Source organism: uncultured Kocuria sp. (genome assembly GCF_947500125.1).
Lineage (GTDB): Bacteria > Actinomycetota > Actinomycetes > Actinomycetales > Micrococcaceae > Kocuria.
This window is the reverse complement of sequence record NZ_CANMRA010000011.1, coordinates 79,707-94,570: the sequence shown is the minus strand read 5'-3', so window position 1 is coordinate 94,570 and position 14,864 is coordinate 79,707. Positions and strand designations below refer to the sequence as shown.

The following is a 14,864-nucleotide window of genomic DNA, read 5'->3' as shown; positions in this document are numbered from 1 at the left end:
TGCCGCCCGCGCATCGTGTTCGGCCGCGGCCCGTGCCGCGCCGTGTCCGACGCTCCCGTTCCCGAACGGGGCTCCAAGTGGTTGGCAGGGACGTCCGGACACCCACGACCGTGGCCGACGCCCCCGGACCTGCTCCCGGGCCGCCACCCGCACAGATAACGAGGCACTTCTCCATGACCGTCGACACCCCCAGCACCCCCGGCACCGCCGAGGAGCACACCACCACCTTCGCCGAGCTCGGCATCGACTCCCGGGTGCTCGCCACCCTGGACGAGGTCGGCTACGAGAACCCCACGCCCATCCAGGCCGCCACCATCCCGGTGCTGCTGCAGGGCCAGGACGTGGTGGGCCTGGCCCAGACCGGCACCGGCAAGACCGCGGCCTTCGCCGTGCCCGCGCTGTCCCGGCTCGCCGAGCTCTCCGACGTCAACGGCGTCTCCCGCGACACCCAGGTCCTGGTGCTCGCCCCGACCCGCGAGCTCGCCCTCCAGGTCGGCGAGGCGTTCTCCTCCTACGCCACCCACCTCGAGGACTTCACCGTCCTGCCGGTCTACGGCGGCTCGCCCTACGGCCCGCAGCTGGCCGGGCTGCGCCGCGGCGCCCAGGTGGTCGTCGGCACCCCCGGCCGCGTGATCGACCACCTCAAGAAGGGGTCTCTGGACCTGTCCCACCTGCAGTACGTGGTCCTCGACGAGGCCGACGAGATGCTGCGCATGGGCTTCGCCGAGGACGTCGAGGAGATCCTCTCCCAGACGCCCGTCGAGAAGCAGGTCGCGCTGTTCTCCGCGACCATGCCCCCGGCCATCCGCAAGATCGCCAAGAAGTACCTGCGGGACCCGCAGGAGATCGCCGTCAAGGGCAAGACCACCACGGGCACCAACACCCGCCAGCGGTACCTGCAGGTCATGGGCTCCCACAAGATGGAGGCCATGACCCGGATCCTCGAGGTCGGGGACTACGACGGCGTCATCGTCTTCGTGCGCACCAAGGCCGCCACCGAGGAGGTCGCCGACCGGCTCAAGGCCCGCGGCTACGCTGCCGCCGCGATCAACGGCGACATCCCGCAGAACATGCGCGAGCGCACGGTCGAGGCCCTGCGCGAGGGCAAGATCGACGTCCTCGTGGCCACGGACGTCGCGGCCCGCGGGCTCGACGTCGAGCGCATCTCCCTCGTGGTCAACTACGACATCCCGCACGACACCGAGTCCTACGTGCACCGGATCGGCCGCACCGGCCGCGCCGGGCGCTCCGGCGAGGCGATCCTCTTCATGACCCCGCGGGAGAAGTACCTGCTGCGGGCCATCGAGAAGGCCACCCGCCAGCCGGTGGAGCTCATGCGCATGCCCTCCACGGAGGACGTGAACCAGACCCGCAAGGACCGGTTCGCCCAGCAGATCACGGACACCATGGAGTCCGAGGACCTCGCCCAGTTCCGTGAGCTCGTGGAGCAGTACCAGGCCGAGCACGACGTCGACGCGGTGGAGATCGCCGCCGCGATCGCCGTGATGGCCCAGGACGGCCGGCCCTTCTTCGTGGAGGAGCTGCCCGAGCCGGTGCAGCGCACCCGCGACCGGGACCGTCCGGGACGGGACGGCGACGACCGGCCGCGCCGCGAGCCGCGCACCGAGAAGGGCATGGCCACCTACCGGCTGTCCGTCGGCCACCGGCACCGCGTCTCGCCGGGCTCCGTGGTCGGGGCCCTCACCAACGAGGGCGGCCTGAGCGGCGAGCAGATCGGGGCGATCGACATCCGCTCCACCCACACCCTCGTGGGCCTGCCTGAGAACCTGCCCGCCTCGACCCTGGACCGGCTCTCCCGCACGCGCATCAACGGGGAGCTCATCCAGCTCGAGGCCGATCGCGGCCCGGGCGGCGGTGGCGGCCGGGCCCGGCCGCGCAGCACCTCCTCCTACCAGGACCGCCCCCGCCGCGGCGGCGGTGCCCGGGGCGACGACTCCCGCGGCGGCTACCAGGGCAAGAGGTCCGGGTACTCCGCGGGCGACCGGGACGGCGAGAAGCCGTTCCGCAAGCCGCGCCACAAGAAGTTCTGAGCGCGGGGGCAGGACCCCCGCGACGGGAGGAGGGGACGGGCCGCACGGCCCGTCCCCTCCTTCATCTTCCTCTCACGTGCCGTTGACAGACGGGGCCGGACGGGTCCGCGGCGTCGATCAGCACCGACCCGATCGAGGAGGAACTAGGAGCGGCCGGCGAACGCTTCCGCTCCGCTCATCGCCGAGACGACGAGGTTGCTGCGGACCAGCGCCTCGTCGTCGGCCACCGCATCGGCCCAACCGGCCGTGGTGGTGACCGCGGCGAAGTTCGACTGCAGCAGCACCATCAGGGTGCGGTGGAGGTCCTAGGCCGAGACCTGGCCGGCCTCGTTGGCGAGGTGGATCGCCCCGGTGGCGTCGGAGAGGATCTCGGCCGCGAAACCGAGCCCCTCGGCCTCGACCGCCGTCGCCAGGTCGCAGTTGTTGGTCATGTAGCCGACGATCGTGACCGTGTCGACTCCGCGCTCCCGCAGCCAGTCGGCCACATCGGTGCCGGCGAAGACGCTGCCGTACCCCTTCACGACCTGCTTCCACTGCCGGTTGTCGAGCTGCTCGAGCTCCGGGTGGAGCGGGTATCCCGTCGAGCCGGGCGCGAAGACGGGTGCACCCTCACCCAGTTCGTGCTGGACCATGACGACCGGAATGTCCTGCTCGGCGGCGACCTGGAGAGCACGGGTGATGTGGGCCAGCGACTCCTCGCGGGGCGGGTGCTGGATGGCCATCGGGCCGTCGAAGTACTCCATCTGGGCGTCGACGACGATCAGGGCACGGCGGGGGACGGTCACTGGGTCTCCTCAGGAATGTGGGTGTCGGACCGGCAGAGATGCTCGGTCCGTCTCCATGCTCGCGCCGGGCCGATCGCCGCGGCGATCGGCCCGCGGGCACAATGACGATGAGATCGGGCCACAAGTTCTGCGCGCCCGTACGAGCGGTCAGGGAGGTCTGATGCGGATCGCGATCTATGCGTTCGAGGGCGTGACGATGTTCCACCTGGCCGTTCCGCAGATGGTGTTCGGCGAGGTCACCCGGCTGGGCCTGGCGGAGGACTGGAGCACCGTGCTGTGGAGCACGGACACGGACACGATCACGACGGCCGAGGGAAACCCGCTCGGCAACCTCGCCGGACCAGAAGCCGCGGAGGACGCCGACATGGTGGTGATCCCGTCCTGGCCGTACCCGCCGGTGACCATCGCCGAGTCACTGCGCACCGCGCTCCTCGGCGCGCATGCCCGTGGTGCCGGTGTGGTCGGGATGTGCCTGGGCGCCTTCGCGGTGGCCGAAGCCGGCCTGCTGAACGGCCGACCCGCGGTCACCCACTGGCAGGGCATGCAGGAACTGGCGACCCGTCACCCGGAGCTGGCTGTCGACGACTCGGTGCTCTACATCGACCACGACGACGTCATGACCTCCGCCGGCACGGCGTCCTCGCTCGACGCCTGCCTCCACCTGGTCCGCAAGCACCTGGGTGCTGCTGCTGCCAACCGGGTCGCCCGCGGCCTGGTCGTGGCACCGCACCGGGAGGGCGGTCAGGCCCAGTACATCGAGCGTCCGGTCGCCCGCCCCGACCACGGGGATCCCCTGGCCGCCACGCTGGACTGGGCGATGGGCCGGCTGCACGAACCCCTGTCCATCGACGAACTCGCCTCCCATGCCCGGATGAGCCGCCGGACCTTCGTGCGCCGCTTCCGCGGCACCACCGGCACCACCCCCGCCCGCTGGGTCCTCGCGCGACGCCTCGACGAGGCCCGCAGCCTGCTCGAGACCACGAACTGGGGGATCGACCGGATCGCGCTGGCTTGCGGCTTCGGCAGCGCGGTCACCCTCCGGCAGAACTTCGCCGCGGCCTACGCGACCACGCCCTCGGCCTATCGGAGGAGCTTCGCCCTCCGATGAGGCTGAGGTGCACCCCCGGTGGGCGCAGACATGCGGAATGCCCGGAGGCGCTGATCCTCCTGCCCGAGGCGAAGTCCGGGGACTAGAATCGAGCTCCACACCGGGTGTGACTGCGCGGTCCTCCGGTGTCGTCGGCCAGCAAGTGTCCAGACCCGATTCCGGTCGGTGACGACTGCGGGGGCCGGCACGCAGCGTCGATCTCCGTCCGGGAGGCCCCAACCCCAGGAGGATCCGATGGCCCCCGAGACCTTTGACGAGCTGCTCACCCGTCAGGTCGGCAACGAGTTCGCCGCCTCCCACCAGTACATCGCCGTGGCAGTCTGGTTCGACAGCCAGGATCTCCCCCAGCTGGCCCGGCACTTCTACCGGCAGTCCCTGGAGGAGCGCAACCACGCCATGATGATCGTCCAGTACATCCTGGACCGGGACCTGTCCCTGACCATCCCCGGGGTCGGGGAGGTGCGAAACGACTTCACCGATGTCCACGAGCCGCTGGCGCTGGCGCTGTCCCAGGAGCAGGAGGTCACCGAGCAGATCAAGACGCTGTTCGCCGCCGCCCGGGCCGAGGGAGACGCGCTGGGGGAGCAGTTCATGCTCTGGTTCCTCCAGGAACAGGTCGAGGAGGTGGCATCGATGACCACCCTGGTGAACGTCGCGGCCCGTGCCGAGAACCTCTTCGACCTCGAGAACTTCGTGGCCCGGGAGCACGTCGGCGACGGCGGGCACGGGCACGGCGGCGGCCATGGCTCCGGGGCGCCGGAGGCCGCCGGCGGAGCCGTCTGACCCCGGCAGACATGCCACCGGGCCCCGAGACCGTCCCAGGGCGTCAGGGCGCGGGCTCCAGGCGGACGTCCTCGAAGGTGACGGTCACCGGCTCCAGCAGGGTGAGCTCCTCGAGGCTCTCCCCGTGCCGGGTGAACTCCGGCGGCTCCAGGGTGGCCCGCAGGGTGTAGTCGCCCTCGTCCGGGACGCTGAAGTTGTTGGCGTAGTGGAAGAACTCGGCGTTGAAGAACATCAGCTCCTGCTCGTCGACGACCTCTCCGGTGTCGTCGAGGACCTCCAGACGGATCGGCACCTCGGGCACGATGCGGCCGGTGGCCGCTTCGATCGGGATGATCTCCAGGTGGTGGGTCTCCCCGGCGGCGGGTTCGCGTCGGGTCGGGTCCCCGTCGGTGGTCTCGAACCAGGGCTCGGCGGGTTCGACGATGTAGGCGACCTCCCAGTCCCCGGCGGCGGTGCGCCCGCCCTCGGCCTCGACCTCTGCGGCCAGGGTGGCGTACTGGGCGGCGACCCCTTCGGGCACCGCGTCGGTCGAGGGGGTGGCTGTGGCTCCCGGGGTGGCTTCCGGGGTGGCGGCTGCGGTCCCGGTGGGGCCGGTTGCCGGGGCCTGGGCTTCGTCGGTGCCGCAGCCGGCCAGGAGCAGGGCGGCGAGGACCGCGGTGACGGCGATCGGTCGGTACGAGGACATGATCATCGCTTCCTTCTGTGTCGGACGAACAGGGTGGGCTGTGACGGATGAACGGGCTTCTGCCGCACGCGGCGGGCACGGCGCGGGTGGTGGTCGGCCACCACCCGGACGGACTCTCCGATCCGGGCCGCGGTCCCGAGGCGGTGCCGATGGTCCGCACGGTGCTGTGCGGATCCTCCTCCGGGCTGGAGGTCGTCCAGGACCGCTGCTCGGCGCGCAGCCGCTGCAGCTCGTCCGCATCGGCCGGCAGCGCGGGATCGGGCAGGGCGAACCGCACCTGGTGGGAAGGGTGACCGGGGTGCCCCTCCCCGGTGTGCCGGGTGAGGGCCTCCACGGCCGTTGCCTCGGTGATCCGGGCGTCGGTGAGATCCACGATCACCCGGGTGACCGGGGTCAGGACCCGTGCCAGGCGGATCAGGGGGTGCAGGGCGGACTGGGTCTCCACGGTGAGCGGGCCGGTGACGACCAGGCGCACGTGCGTGCCGTCCAGGTCGATGGCCGCGACCACAGAAATCTTCGGCGATCCCACGGTGGCTCCCTTCGGTAGGCCTCTTGGCGGCCGCAGCCGCGGCTGAACGACAGCGAGGGCGCGCCGGGTGGCGAGGGCCGGCGCACCCCGGCTGCCGCTCAGCCGCATCCGGGCGGACAGGATCAGGACAGCTGCGGGTCGACCCCGTAGTGCTCGGCCAGCTGCGTGATCACGGCATGGGCGCCCTGGATGCTCACGGAGGCCACGAAGGTCTCGTCGTCGACCGGCAGGACCTCGCCCTCGAGCCGGTCCCAGAGCGGGTTGGTGGTGAAGCGTTCCTCCTGCTCCCGGGAGGCCTCGCCCTCGGCGCCGTCCGGGGCCCAGGTGCTGACCATGACCAGGTTCGCGTCCGCCTCCAGGATCTGCTCCTGGGACAGGGGCACGAAGATGCTCTCGGTGGTGTCGGGTGCACCGTCGGGGCGGGGGATGCCCATGTCGGCCATGATCTCGCCGATGAAGGAGTCCGAGGAGTACAGGCGCGCGGTGTCCTCCCCGGCGAAGCGCAGCAAGGAGCAGGTGGCCTCGGGGTCCTGCGCCAGGATCGCCTCGCCCACCGCGGCGGCGCGGGCCTCGTAGTCGGCGACCTCCTGCTCCGCCTGCTCCTGCTTGCCCAGCGCCTCCCCGAGGAGGACCACGTTCTCCTTCCAGGTGGGCCCGGTGGACTCGGAGAACACCGTGGGGGCGATCTTCTCCAGCTGCGGGTAGAGGGCCTCCTGGCGGACCTTGGCCGAGACGATGAGGTCCGGTTCCAGCCCGGCGATCTGCTCCAGGTTCGGTTCGGCGATGGTGCCGACGTTCACGGCCTCGGCCGTCTGCTCGGACACGTCACCCAGGTAGTCGGCGAACGGGTCCTCCGGGTTCTGGCGGTACTCGGCGTAGCCGACCAGTTCGGCATCCAGCAGCAGGGCGGCATCGACGTAGCTGGGATCCAGTGCGACCACGCGCTGGGGCTGGGACTCGATGGTCGTCCCGCCCATGGCGTGGGTCATCGTCAGGGGGTATCCGGCGGCTTCCCCGGAAGCGGCCGGGGCGGAGGCGGAGGTCGCACCGGGGCCGGACCCGGCCGTGGGGCCACAGGCGGTGAGGGCGAACAGGGACAGGCCAAGGGCGGCCGCGGAGAGAGTCTTCGCGCAGGTCATGGGTGGCTGGCTTTCGGTCGAGCGGATCGTGGGAGAGCAGGTGAGGTGAGGCTTACCTCACCTCGCTGTGGCAGACTGTAGCAGTCCCATGGACATTAGCGAACACTTCCCTGTTCTAATCCCGATCGATCCGATGGAGGTGGCATGGCCCACTCCCTGGCGCCTTCGCCGGCCCCTGCATCCGTTCCACCTCCGGCACGGCGCCCGGGACGGACGCGGTGGCTGGTGCTCGGCCTCGTGGCCGTGCTGGTGGCGGCGGCCCTGAGCGTGTGCATCGGCGGGCGGCCCTCCACCCTTGCCGAGGCGTGGCATGCCATGGTCACTCCCTCGGGAACGGTGATGGACGTGACCATCCGGGAACTGCGGTGGCCGCGCACGGTCACCGCGGTGGTGGTCGGGGTGTCCCTGGGGGTGGCCGGGGTGCTGGTCCAAGGCCACACCCGCAATCCGATCGCCGATCCGGGTCTGCTGGGCATCAACCAGGGGGCGGCCCTGGCGATCGTCGCCGTCACCGCCCTGGTGGGGACCGGAGCCCCGCTGACCCAGGCGCTGCTGGCCTTCGCCGGAGCGCTGGCAGCGGTGGTGGTGGTCTTCCTCATCGGCTCCGCCGCCCGCCACGGGGCCACCCCGATCACCCTGGTCCTGGCCGGCGCCGCCGTCAGCGCCCTGTGCACGGGGCTCGTGTCGGGGATCGTGCTGCTCGACGACCAGGCCCTGGACACCCTGCGCTTCTGGCAGGTCGGCTCGGTGGCCGTCCGCAACGGCTCCCTGGAGATCCTCGGCCCCTTCCTCGCGCTGGGGCTGGTGCTGGCCGTGCTCAACATCGGGGCCCTGAACGCCCTGTCCCTGGGGGAGGACACCGCCCGTTCCCTCGGCGTCTCGCTGCTGGGGGGCCGGGCGACCGGGATCGCGGCGATCACCCTGCTGGCCGGGGCCGCGGTCACCCTGGCCGGGCCGATCGCCTTCGCCGGGCTGCTCGTCCCGCACCTGGCCCGGGCGATGGTCGGTGCCGACTACCGGTGGCTCGTCCCGGCCGGCGCCCTGGCCGGTGCGGTGCTGCTCCTTCTGGCGGACACCGCCGGGCGCGTCATCGCTCGTCCGGGCGAACTGTCGGTCGGGGTGGTCCTGGCCGCGGTGGGGGCCCCGTTCTTCGTCCACCTCGCCCGGCGGAAGAAACTGGCCACCGTATGACCCCGACCCCCAGCACCCACCTCGCCGAAACCGGACGCAGATCCGGTGACGACGCCGCCCCCACCACCACCGGGCCACCGGTGGCGGGCGCGTTCCGCTCGGTGCGGGCTCTGCGGGCCGGGCCCGTCTCGATCCGGTTCCACCCCCGGTCCCTGCTGGTCGGGTTCCTGCTGCTGCTGGCCGTGGCCGCGACCGCAGCCGTCCACCTGGCCTTCGGCGGCACCCTCATCCCGTACTCGCACGTGCTGGCGGCCCTGACCGGCGGCGCCACGGAGGCCTCCGTGCACCTGGCGGTCACCGAGTTCCGGGCCCCGCGCATGGTCGCCGCGATCCTGGTCGGAACCTGCCTGGCCGCCGCCGGCGCCATCACCCAGACCGTCGCCCGCAACCCCCTGGCCAGCCCCGACATCCTCGGGGTGACCGCCGGAGCCTCGGCCGGGGCGGTGGCCGTGCTGATCCTGGCCGACGGCGGGGCCGCCGGACTCAGCGGGCTGGCCGCAACCGTGGGGATGCCCGCGGCGGCCTTCACCGCCGGACTGGTCAGCGGGGTGGCCGCCTACCTGTTGGCCTACCGCAACGGGATCGACAGCTACCGGCTGGTCCTGGTGGGCCTGGGGATCTCCGGGTTCGCCACCGCGCTCACCACCTGGATGCTCACCCTGGGCGACGTCACCAGTGCCGCCCAGGCGCTGACCTGGATGATGGGCTCGCTCAACGGCAAGGACTGGGCTCTCGTGCGCCCCATGGCTGCCGTCGCGGTCCTGTTGCTGGGGGCTGCGGTGCTGTCCGGACGGTGGCTGCTGCCGGCAGCCCTGGACGAGGACACCGCCATCGGGCTGGGCCTGCGCCTGGGGCTGATCCGGGTGGTGGCCCTGAGCCTGGCGGTGCTGCTGGCCGCGGTCGCCACCGTCGTGGGCGGCCCGCTGGTGTTCGTGGCCCTGGCCGCGCCGCAGATCGCCCGGCTGCTCACCCGCAGCCCCGTGCCCCCGGTGACGGTCTCGGCACTCACCGGGGCGGTGTTCGTGCTGGTGGCCGACACCGCCGCCGCCAACCTGCTGGCCACCCCGCTGCCCGTGGGGGTGGCCACCGCCGTGCTGGGCGCCCCGTACCTGATCTACCTCGTGACCCGATCCCAACGGAGACCCCGATGAGCTCACCGACCCGCACCGGCACCAGCCGGCTCCAGGCCCGGGAGCTGTCCCTGGGCTACGACGGGAACACCGTCGTCGAGGACCTGTCCCTGGCGGTCCCCGACGGGGACATCACCACGATCATCGGTCCCAACGGGTGCGGGAAGTCCACGCTGCTGCGCGGCTTCGCCCGCCTGCTGCGCCCGTTGCACGGCGCCGTCACCCTGGACGGTGTGCCCCTCACCCGGTGGCCCACCCGGCGCGTCGCCCAGCAGATGGCTCTGCTGCCCCAGGCCCACACCGCCCCGGAGGGCCTGACCGTGGCCGACCTCGTCTCCCGGGGCCGGCACCCCCGGCAGCGCTGGTACCAGCAGTTCTCCCACGCCGACGAGCACGCCGTGCACCGGGCGCTGGAGGCCACCGGCATCACCGGGTTCGCCGACACCCCGGTCGACGAGCTCTCGGGCGGCCAGAGCCAGCGGGCCTGGATCTCCATGACCCTGGTCCAGGACACCGACATCGTGCTGCTGGACGAGCCCACCACCTATCTGGACCTGGCCCACCAGGTGGAGATCCTCGAGCTGATCCACCGCCTCAACCGGGACCTGGGCCGCACCGTGGTGATGGTGCTGCACGACGTCTCCCTGGCCGCGCGGTTCTCCGACCACATCGTGGCCATGACCGCCGGGCACATCGTCGCCCGGGGGACACCCGAGGAGGTGGTCACCGAGGAGCTGCTCGCCGAGGTCTTCGGGCTGCGCGCGCGCATCGTGCCCGAACCGCTCACCGGCCGCCCCCACGTGATCCCCCTGGCCCGGATCTCCGCGACCGGCTGAGCGGCCCACACCCCGCCCGCGGCCGAAGGCCACGCGACGAGGCGGGGTGAATTGGGGCACGAAAAAATGCGCTATCCATGGTCCCAGGTCAGGCGCATCCTGGAAGAACGAAGAGACCGCAGCCGCCGGCCCGGCCTCGTGGACATCCCAGGAGGACATGTCATGGCCACCACCGAGTTCGTTCCCGTCTCCGACTGCACCGTGGGGCAGTGCTCGTTCAACCACGACCACGAGTGCAGCGCCCACGCGATCACCGTGACCGGATCCTCCGGGCACGCCCAGTGCGGGACGTTCATCTCGCTGGGCGCCGACGGCGGTCTGCCCACCGTCCACGCCGAGGTGGGCGCCTGCCAGCGCTCCGAGTGCGTGCACAACTCGCACCTCATGTGCACCGCCCACGACGTGAAGATCGGCGCCGGCGCCGACGAGGCCGACTGCCTCACCTACCAGGCCGCCTGATCACCACCGCCTCCGACGCCACGGGGACGAGCCCCCGGACCGCCGGGGAGATGGGGCCGGGCCGGTTCGTCCTCGCCGAGCGTGACGGGGCCGCGGCGCACAGCCGTGGGAGAGTGGGTGCATGCGCGCAGTGGTGGTCGATGCGGTCGGAGTCCGGCCCGAGGTCCGAGACGTGGCGGTGCCCACGGCACCGCCCGGCGGGGTGGTCGTCCATGTGAAGGCCACGGGGATGTGCCGCAGCGACTGGCATGCCTGGGCCGGGCACGACGAGATCGTGCTGCCCCACGTCCCCGGGCACGAGCTCGCCGGGGTGATCGCGGCGGTGGGCGCGGGGGTGCACCGGTGGAGGGCCGGCGACCGGGTGACCGTCCCGTTCGTCTGCGGCTGCGGCCGGTGCGAGTGGTGCCGCGCCAGCGAGGCCCAGGTCTGTCCCGATCAGGAACAACCAGGGTTCACCCACTGGGGCTCCTTCGCGGAGTACGTCGCCCTGCACGGGGCCGACACGAACCTCGTCGCCGTCCCCGAGCACGTGGACCTCGCCACCGCGGCCGCGCTCGGGTGCCGGTTCGCCACGGCGTACCGGGCCCTGGCCGCCCGGGCGAACGTCACCGCGGGAGAGTGGGTGACCGTGATCGGCGCCGGCGGCGTCGGACTCAGCGCGGTGATGATCGCCCGGGCACTGGGCGGGCGGGTGATCGCGGTCGACCGCAACCCGGAGGCGCTGACCACCGCCCGTGAGCTCGGCGCCGAGCACACGCTGTGCGCGGACGGGACCGACATCCCCGGGGCCGTCGCCGACCTCACCGGCGGCGGCAGCCACGTCTCCGTCGACGCCGTGGGCAGCGAACGAACCTGCGCCGATGCCGTCCTCAGCCTTCGCCGGCGAGGACGCCACGTCCAGATCGGCCTGCTGCCGCCGGTCGACGGCCACCCGCGGGTGCCGATGGCCCGGGTCATCGGCTGGGAGCTCGACCTGCTCGGCAGCCACGGCATGGCGGCGGCCGACTATCCGGCCATGATGTCGCTCATCGAGCAGGGCGCCCTGCAGCCCGAGAGGCTCGTCGAGCGCACCATCGGACTCGAGGAAGCAGCGGCGCTGCTGCCGGTGTTCGACCAGGCGACGGTCGCCGGCATGACGATGATCGACCCCGCGCTCTAGACCGGCACGCCGTGGACGTCTGACGAGCGCGCCCCTTCTGACCGGCCGGGGGCCCCCCGGAGGCGGGCGCCGGGGACGCAGGGGAGCCTGCCGCGCCCGTCCCGCCCGCCGAGCAGCCATCGGCCCCGCCCCTCCGGCCCAGGTCCCGCTGCCCGTGCAGCCCGCCCCGGACGACGACGGGGACGAGGACCTCGACGACGATCGGGACGACGACCGGGACGACGACCGGGACGACGACCGGGACGGCGGCCTGGACGACTGAGCGCCGGTGGTCCGCCGGGCCGGGAACTCCCGTGCGACCAGGGGCTGCGGCACGGTTCCGGGGTCTCCGGAGGAGGGGGTCCGGCGATTTTGGTTCTCCCGAAACCTGCTGGTAGAGTCTTCGTCGTTGCCCCGATAGCTCAGTGGTAGAGCGCCATCTTGGTAAGATGGAGGTCCCGGGATCGATTCCCGGTCGGGGCTCTCGTGATGAGATCCCGTGGCTCGGCCGTCAAGGCCGTCAGCCGCGGTGTCCCATCCCTCTGGCGGTGTAGCTCAGCTGGTTAGAGCGCACGACTCATAATCGTGAGGTCGACGGATCGAGCCCGTCCACCGCTACGGCGAGAAGCCCGTGACCCCTCCGGTCACGGGCTTCTGTCGTGCCCGGGCACTCCTCGTGCCGACCTCCGCGCCGGCACCCGCCCCGACGCGGTCCGTCCGGGGTGCCGGCGGCTGGAGACCTCATGGCGAGCGGCCGGGATCCCGGCGTCCCCGGCGCAGCCCGAGCTCGTAGGCGGTGAGGACGGCCAGCGTCAGGGCGATCAGCGGCAGGACGAACCACGCCATGGTCCCCGTGAACCCCTCGAGGGCGTCGTGCTCGGTGGCCGCGAGGACCACGTAGCCGGTGTAGGCGGCGTACAGCCCCACGAACAGGGCGCCCTCCCAGCGGGCCACCGCGAACCCCGTGAACGCGATCGGCAGGAGGGCCACCGACGCGGCCAGCATCACCGGGATGTCCAGGGCGACCGCGGCGCCCGCCACCGGGATCCCGTCGCGGGAGATCAGGGCGGGCAGACCGAGCACCACCCCGATGTTGAAGAGGTTGCTGCCGACCACGTTGCCCACGGCCAGGTCGCGCTCCCCCCGGCGCACCGCGATGATCGATGTCGCCAGCTCGGGCAGGGACGTCCCGACGGCCACGACGGTCAGCCCGACCACGAGGCTGCTGACGCCCAGCGAGGTGGCGATGCTGACGGCCCCGTCGACGAGCAGGCTCGCGCCGGCCACCAGCAGGGCGACGCCGAGCACCACGAGCAGCACGGAGCGGAGGACCGAGGCCGGGGGCGGCTCCCCGCCGCTCCCGGAAGCCCCGGCGGCCCCATTGTCCGCGGAAGCCGCGGAAGCCGCGGAAGCCGCGGAAGCCGCGGAAGCCGCGGAAGCCGCCGAAGCCTCCGCGTCCCCGGCGATCCCGCGGTCTCCGGGAGGGACCCCCGCCGGAGCGCGGGCCCCCGCCTCGCGCCGGCTGACGACGACCGTCAGCACCGTGTGCACCACCACCGCGGAGAACAGGAGGACTCCGTCCACCGCGCCGATCCGCCCGTCGAGCGAGACCAGGAGCAGCCCGGTCGACAGCACCACCACCAGGGGCAGGTCCAGCCGCACCAGGCGCTGGGTGACCGCCAGGGGGAGCACCACCGCGGAGGCGCCGAGGATGAGCAGGACGTTGACGATGTTGCTGCCGACCACGTTGCCGACGGCCAGACCGGGCTCGTCGCGCAGGACGGCGCCGATAGTGACGGCCAGCTCCGGCGCCGAGGTGGCCGCCGAGACCACGGTGAGCCCGACCACCAGGGAGGAGATCCCGACCCGCCGGGCGAGCGCGGATGCCCCCCGCACCAGGAGCTCCCCACCCAGGACCAGCAGCACCAGTCCGACGACGATCCGGCCCACGTCCAGGAGATCCATGGGCAGGAGTGTACGTGCCCGGGAGGGCCGGCGACCCGTCGGTCCGGGCACGCCACCGTAGACTGGGCGCGTCCCGCCGCCTGCGCGCGGCCCCGTCCAGCGAGGAGCTGCCATGCCCGTGAACCCCGATCTGGTCGGGCGGACCTACCCGCCGGCCGAGCCCTACAGCGTCGGACGGGAGGCGATCCGTGACTTCGCCCGCGCCGTCCAGGCCGGCCACCCCGCCCACCACGACGTCGAGGCGGCCCGGTCCCTCGGCCACCCCGACCTCGTCGCGCCCCCCACCTTCGCGATCGTGGTGGCCCAGCGCGCCGACGCCGCGCTGATCGCCGATCCCGAGGCCGGCATCGACTTCTCGCGCGTGGTCCACGCCGACCAGCGCTTCACCCACCACCGCCCGATCGTCGCCGGCGACGAGCTCGTGGCCGAGCTGCACGTGGACCAGGTCCGGGCCATGGGCTCCGGGGCGATGGTGACGTCCCGCGCCGAGATCCGCGCCGCGGACGGCGAGCACGTCGCCACCGCCGTGTCGTCCCTGCTGGTGCGAGGAGAGGACCAGTGACCATGAGCATCGACTTCGACAGCCTCGAGAAGGGCCAGGAGATCGGGGAGCGGCGGATCGAGCTCTCCCGCGCGGACCTGGTCCGGTACGCGGGGGCCTCCGGGGACCTCAACCCCATCCACTGGAACGAGGAGTTCGCCCGTTCCGTGGACCTGCCCGACGTCATCGCCCACGGGATGCTCACGATGGGTGCGGCCGTGCAGCTCGTGACCGACTGGGCCGGCGACCCGGGCGCCGTCGTCGACTACCAGACGCGCTTCACCAAGCCGGTGGTCGTCCCCAACCGCTTCGGGACCGCGGTCGAGGCGTCCACGGCCCTCACGGTCTCCGGAAAGATCGGGGCCCTCGACGACGCCGCCCGCACCGTGCGCGTCGACCTCACCGTGACGGCCCCCGACCTCTCCGCGGAGGGCGCCGACCCGGCGACCGCCGCCCCGCTGAAGGTGCTCGTCAAGGCCCAGGCCGTGGTGCGGCTGGGGTGAGCCACGGCCGCGGTGGCGCGG

The 14,864-nt window shown here is 72.6% G+C and carries 16 protein-coding genes and 2 tRNA genes; 13 read left to right on the top strand and 5 right to left on the bottom strand.

The window, feature by feature from the left end:
* The first annotated feature begins 173 nt into the window (after positions 1–173).
* Positions 174–2,051 carry a DEAD/DEAH box helicase gene (locus Q0817_RS09510; RefSeq protein ID WP_298586287.1) on the top strand — a complete coding sequence of 626 codons (1,878 nt, stop codon included), beginning with the start codon at positions 174–176 and terminating at the stop codon, positions 2,049–2,051.
* Between the two features lie 143 nt (positions 2,052–2,194).
* On the opposite strand, the gene Q0817_RS20070 is transcribed toward Q0817_RS09510, so the two are convergent.
* Positions 2,195–2,338 carry a hypothetical protein gene (locus tag Q0817_RS20070; RefSeq protein WP_366139867.1) on the bottom strand — a complete coding sequence of 48 codons (144 nt, stop codon included), beginning with the start codon at positions 2,336–2,338 and terminating at the stop codon, positions 2,195–2,197.
* 18 nt (positions 2,339–2,356) lie between these two features.
* Positions 2,357–2,836: an isochorismatase family protein gene (locus Q0817_RS09505; protein WP_366139866.1), complete on the bottom strand. Its 480-nt coding sequence runs from the start codon at positions 2,834–2,836 to the stop codon at positions 2,357–2,359.
* 160 nt (positions 2,837–2,996) lie between these two features.
* Between Q0817_RS09505 and Q0817_RS09500 the strand changes: the two genes are divergently transcribed.
* Positions 2,997–3,944: a GlxA family transcriptional regulator gene (locus Q0817_RS09500; RefSeq protein ID WP_298586284.1), complete on the top strand. Its 948-nt coding sequence runs from the start codon at positions 2,997–2,999 to the stop codon at positions 3,942–3,944.
* A gap of 234 nt (positions 3,945–4,178) precedes the next feature.
* Positions 4,179–4,727, top strand: a complete 549-nt coding sequence (locus Q0817_RS09495; protein ID WP_298586279.1) for a ferritin — start codon at positions 4,179–4,181, stop codon at positions 4,725–4,727.
* A 43-nt stretch (positions 4,728–4,770) separates the two neighbouring features.
* On the opposite strand, the gene Q0817_RS09490 is transcribed toward Q0817_RS09495, so the two are convergent.
* Complete coding sequence (locus Q0817_RS09490) at positions 4,771–5,412, bottom strand: iron transporter (protein WP_298586276.1); 642 nt, start codon at positions 5,410–5,412, stop codon at positions 4,771–4,773.
* Between the two features lie 47 nt (positions 5,413–5,459).
* Between Q0817_RS09490 and Q0817_RS09485 the strand changes: the two genes are divergently transcribed.
* The gene (locus Q0817_RS09485; RefSeq protein ID WP_298586273.1) at positions 5,460–5,705 is read left to right on the top strand and encodes a hypothetical protein; all 246 of its coding nucleotides are present in this window, start codon (positions 5,460–5,462) and stop codon (positions 5,703–5,705) included.
* Positions 5,706–6,063: 358 nt separating this feature from the next.
* Here Q0817_RS09485 and Q0817_RS09480 read toward each other — a convergent pair whose 3' ends face one another.
* A complete protein-coding gene (locus Q0817_RS09480) occupies positions 6,064–7,080 on the bottom strand; it encodes an ABC transporter substrate-binding protein (protein ID WP_298586270.1) in 1,017 nt (338 codons plus the stop codon).
* Between the two features lie 144 nt (positions 7,081–7,224).
* Here Q0817_RS09480 and Q0817_RS09475 point away from each other — a divergent pair, with 144 nt between their 5' ends.
* The 7 genes from Q0817_RS09475 (at position 7,225) to Q0817_RS09445 (ending at position 12,452) form a co-directional block, all read left to right on the top strand.
* Positions 7,225–8,271: an iron ABC transporter permease gene (locus Q0817_RS09475; RefSeq protein WP_298586268.1), complete on the top strand. Its 1,047-nt coding sequence runs from the start codon at positions 7,225–7,227 to the stop codon at positions 8,269–8,271.
* Complete coding sequence (locus tag Q0817_RS09470; protein ID WP_298586265.1) at positions 8,268–9,422, top strand: iron chelate uptake ABC transporter family permease subunit; 1,155 nt, start codon at positions 8,268–8,270, stop codon at positions 9,420–9,422. Before Q0817_RS09475 ends, Q0817_RS09470 begins: the two co-directional genes overlap by 4 nt.
* Positions 9,419–10,237, top strand: a complete 819-nt coding sequence (locus Q0817_RS09465; RefSeq protein ID WP_298586261.1) for an ABC transporter ATP-binding protein — start codon at positions 9,419–9,421, stop codon at positions 10,235–10,237. Before Q0817_RS09470 ends, Q0817_RS09465 begins: the two co-directional genes overlap by 4 nt.
* A 162-nt stretch (positions 10,238–10,399) precedes the next feature.
* The gene (locus Q0817_RS09460) at positions 10,400–10,696 is read left to right on the top strand and encodes a DUF1540 domain-containing protein (protein WP_298586258.1); all 297 of its coding nucleotides are present in this window, start codon (positions 10,400–10,402) and stop codon (positions 10,694–10,696) included.
* 121 nt (positions 10,697–10,817) lie between these two features.
* The gene (locus Q0817_RS09455; protein ID WP_298586255.1) at positions 10,818–11,855 is read left to right on the top strand and encodes a zinc-dependent alcohol dehydrogenase family protein; all 1,038 of its coding nucleotides are present in this window, start codon (positions 10,818–10,820) and stop codon (positions 11,853–11,855) included.
* A gap of 390 nt (positions 11,856–12,245) precedes the next feature.
* Positions 12,246–12,317, top strand: a tRNA-Thr gene (locus Q0817_RS09450).
* Positions 12,318–12,378: 61 nt separating this feature from the next.
* A tRNA-Met gene (locus tag Q0817_RS09445) sits at positions 12,379–12,452 on the top strand.
* Between the two features lie 123 nt (positions 12,453–12,575).
* Here the strand turns inward: Q0817_RS09445 and Q0817_RS09440 are convergent.
* Positions 12,576–13,799, bottom strand: a complete 1,224-nt coding sequence (locus Q0817_RS09440; RefSeq protein ID WP_298586252.1) for a calcium/sodium antiporter — start codon at positions 13,797–13,799, stop codon at positions 12,576–12,578.
* A 112-nt stretch (positions 13,800–13,911) separates the two neighbouring features.
* Between Q0817_RS09440 and Q0817_RS09435 the strand changes: the two genes are divergently transcribed.
* Positions 13,912–14,361, top strand: a complete 450-nt coding sequence (locus Q0817_RS09435) for a MaoC family dehydratase N-terminal domain-containing protein (protein WP_298586249.1) — start codon at positions 13,912–13,914, stop codon at positions 14,359–14,361.
* A 2-nt stretch (positions 14,362–14,363) separates the two neighbouring features.
* Positions 14,364–14,843, top strand: a complete 480-nt coding sequence (locus Q0817_RS09430) for a MaoC family dehydratase (protein ID WP_298586246.1) — start codon at positions 14,364–14,366, stop codon at positions 14,841–14,843.
* Positions 14,844–14,864: the final 21 nt, after the last annotated feature.

Bases quoted from the DNA above. Each gene is read 5' to 3' on its own strand.
- Q0817_RS09510 (WP_298586287.1), top strand. From the start codon at position 174: ATGACCGTCGACACCCCCAGCACCCCCGGCACCGCCGAGGAGCACACC.
- Q0817_RS20070 (WP_366139867.1), bottom strand. From the start codon at position 2,338: ATGGTGCTGCTGCAGTCGAACTTCGCCGCGGTCACCACCACGGCCGGT.
- Q0817_RS09500 (WP_298586284.1), top strand. From the start codon at position 2,997: ATGCGGATCGCGATCTATGCGTTCGAGGGCGTGACGATGTTCCACCTG.
- Q0817_RS09495 (WP_298586279.1), top strand. From the start codon at position 4,179: ATGGCCCCCGAGACCTTTGACGAGCTGCTCACCCGTCAGGTCGGCAAC.
- Q0817_RS09490 (WP_298586276.1), bottom strand. From the start codon at position 5,412: ATGTCCTCGTACCGACCGATCGCCGTCACCGCGGTCCTCGCCGCCCTG.
- Q0817_RS09485 (WP_298586273.1), top strand. From the start codon at position 5,460: ATGAACGGGCTTCTGCCGCACGCGGCGGGCACGGCGCGGGTGGTGGTC.
- Q0817_RS09480 (WP_298586270.1), bottom strand. From the start codon at position 7,080: ATGACCTGCGCGAAGACTCTCTCCGCGGCCGCCCTTGGCCTGTCCCTG.
- Q0817_RS09475 (WP_298586268.1), top strand. From the start codon at position 7,225: ATGGCCCACTCCCTGGCGCCTTCGCCGGCCCCTGCATCCGTTCCACCT.
- Q0817_RS09470 (WP_298586265.1), top strand. From the start codon at position 8,268: ATGACCCCGACCCCCAGCACCCACCTCGCCGAAACCGGACGCAGATCC.
- Q0817_RS09465 (WP_298586261.1), top strand. From the start codon at position 9,419: ATGAGCTCACCGACCCGCACCGGCACCAGCCGGCTCCAGGCCCGGGAG.
- Q0817_RS09460 (WP_298586258.1), top strand. From the start codon at position 10,400: ATGGCCACCACCGAGTTCGTTCCCGTCTCCGACTGCACCGTGGGGCAG.
- Q0817_RS09455 (WP_298586255.1), top strand. From the start codon at position 10,818: ATGCGCGCAGTGGTGGTCGATGCGGTCGGAGTCCGGCCCGAGGTCCGA.
- Q0817_RS09440 (WP_298586252.1), bottom strand. From the start codon at position 13,799: ATGGATCTCCTGGACGTGGGCCGGATCGTCGTCGGACTGGTGCTGCTG.
- Q0817_RS09435 (WP_298586249.1), top strand. From the start codon at position 13,912: ATGCCCGTGAACCCCGATCTGGTCGGGCGGACCTACCCGCCGGCCGAG.
- Q0817_RS09430 (WP_298586246.1), top strand. From the start codon at position 14,364: ATGAGCATCGACTTCGACAGCCTCGAGAAGGGCCAGGAGATCGGGGAG.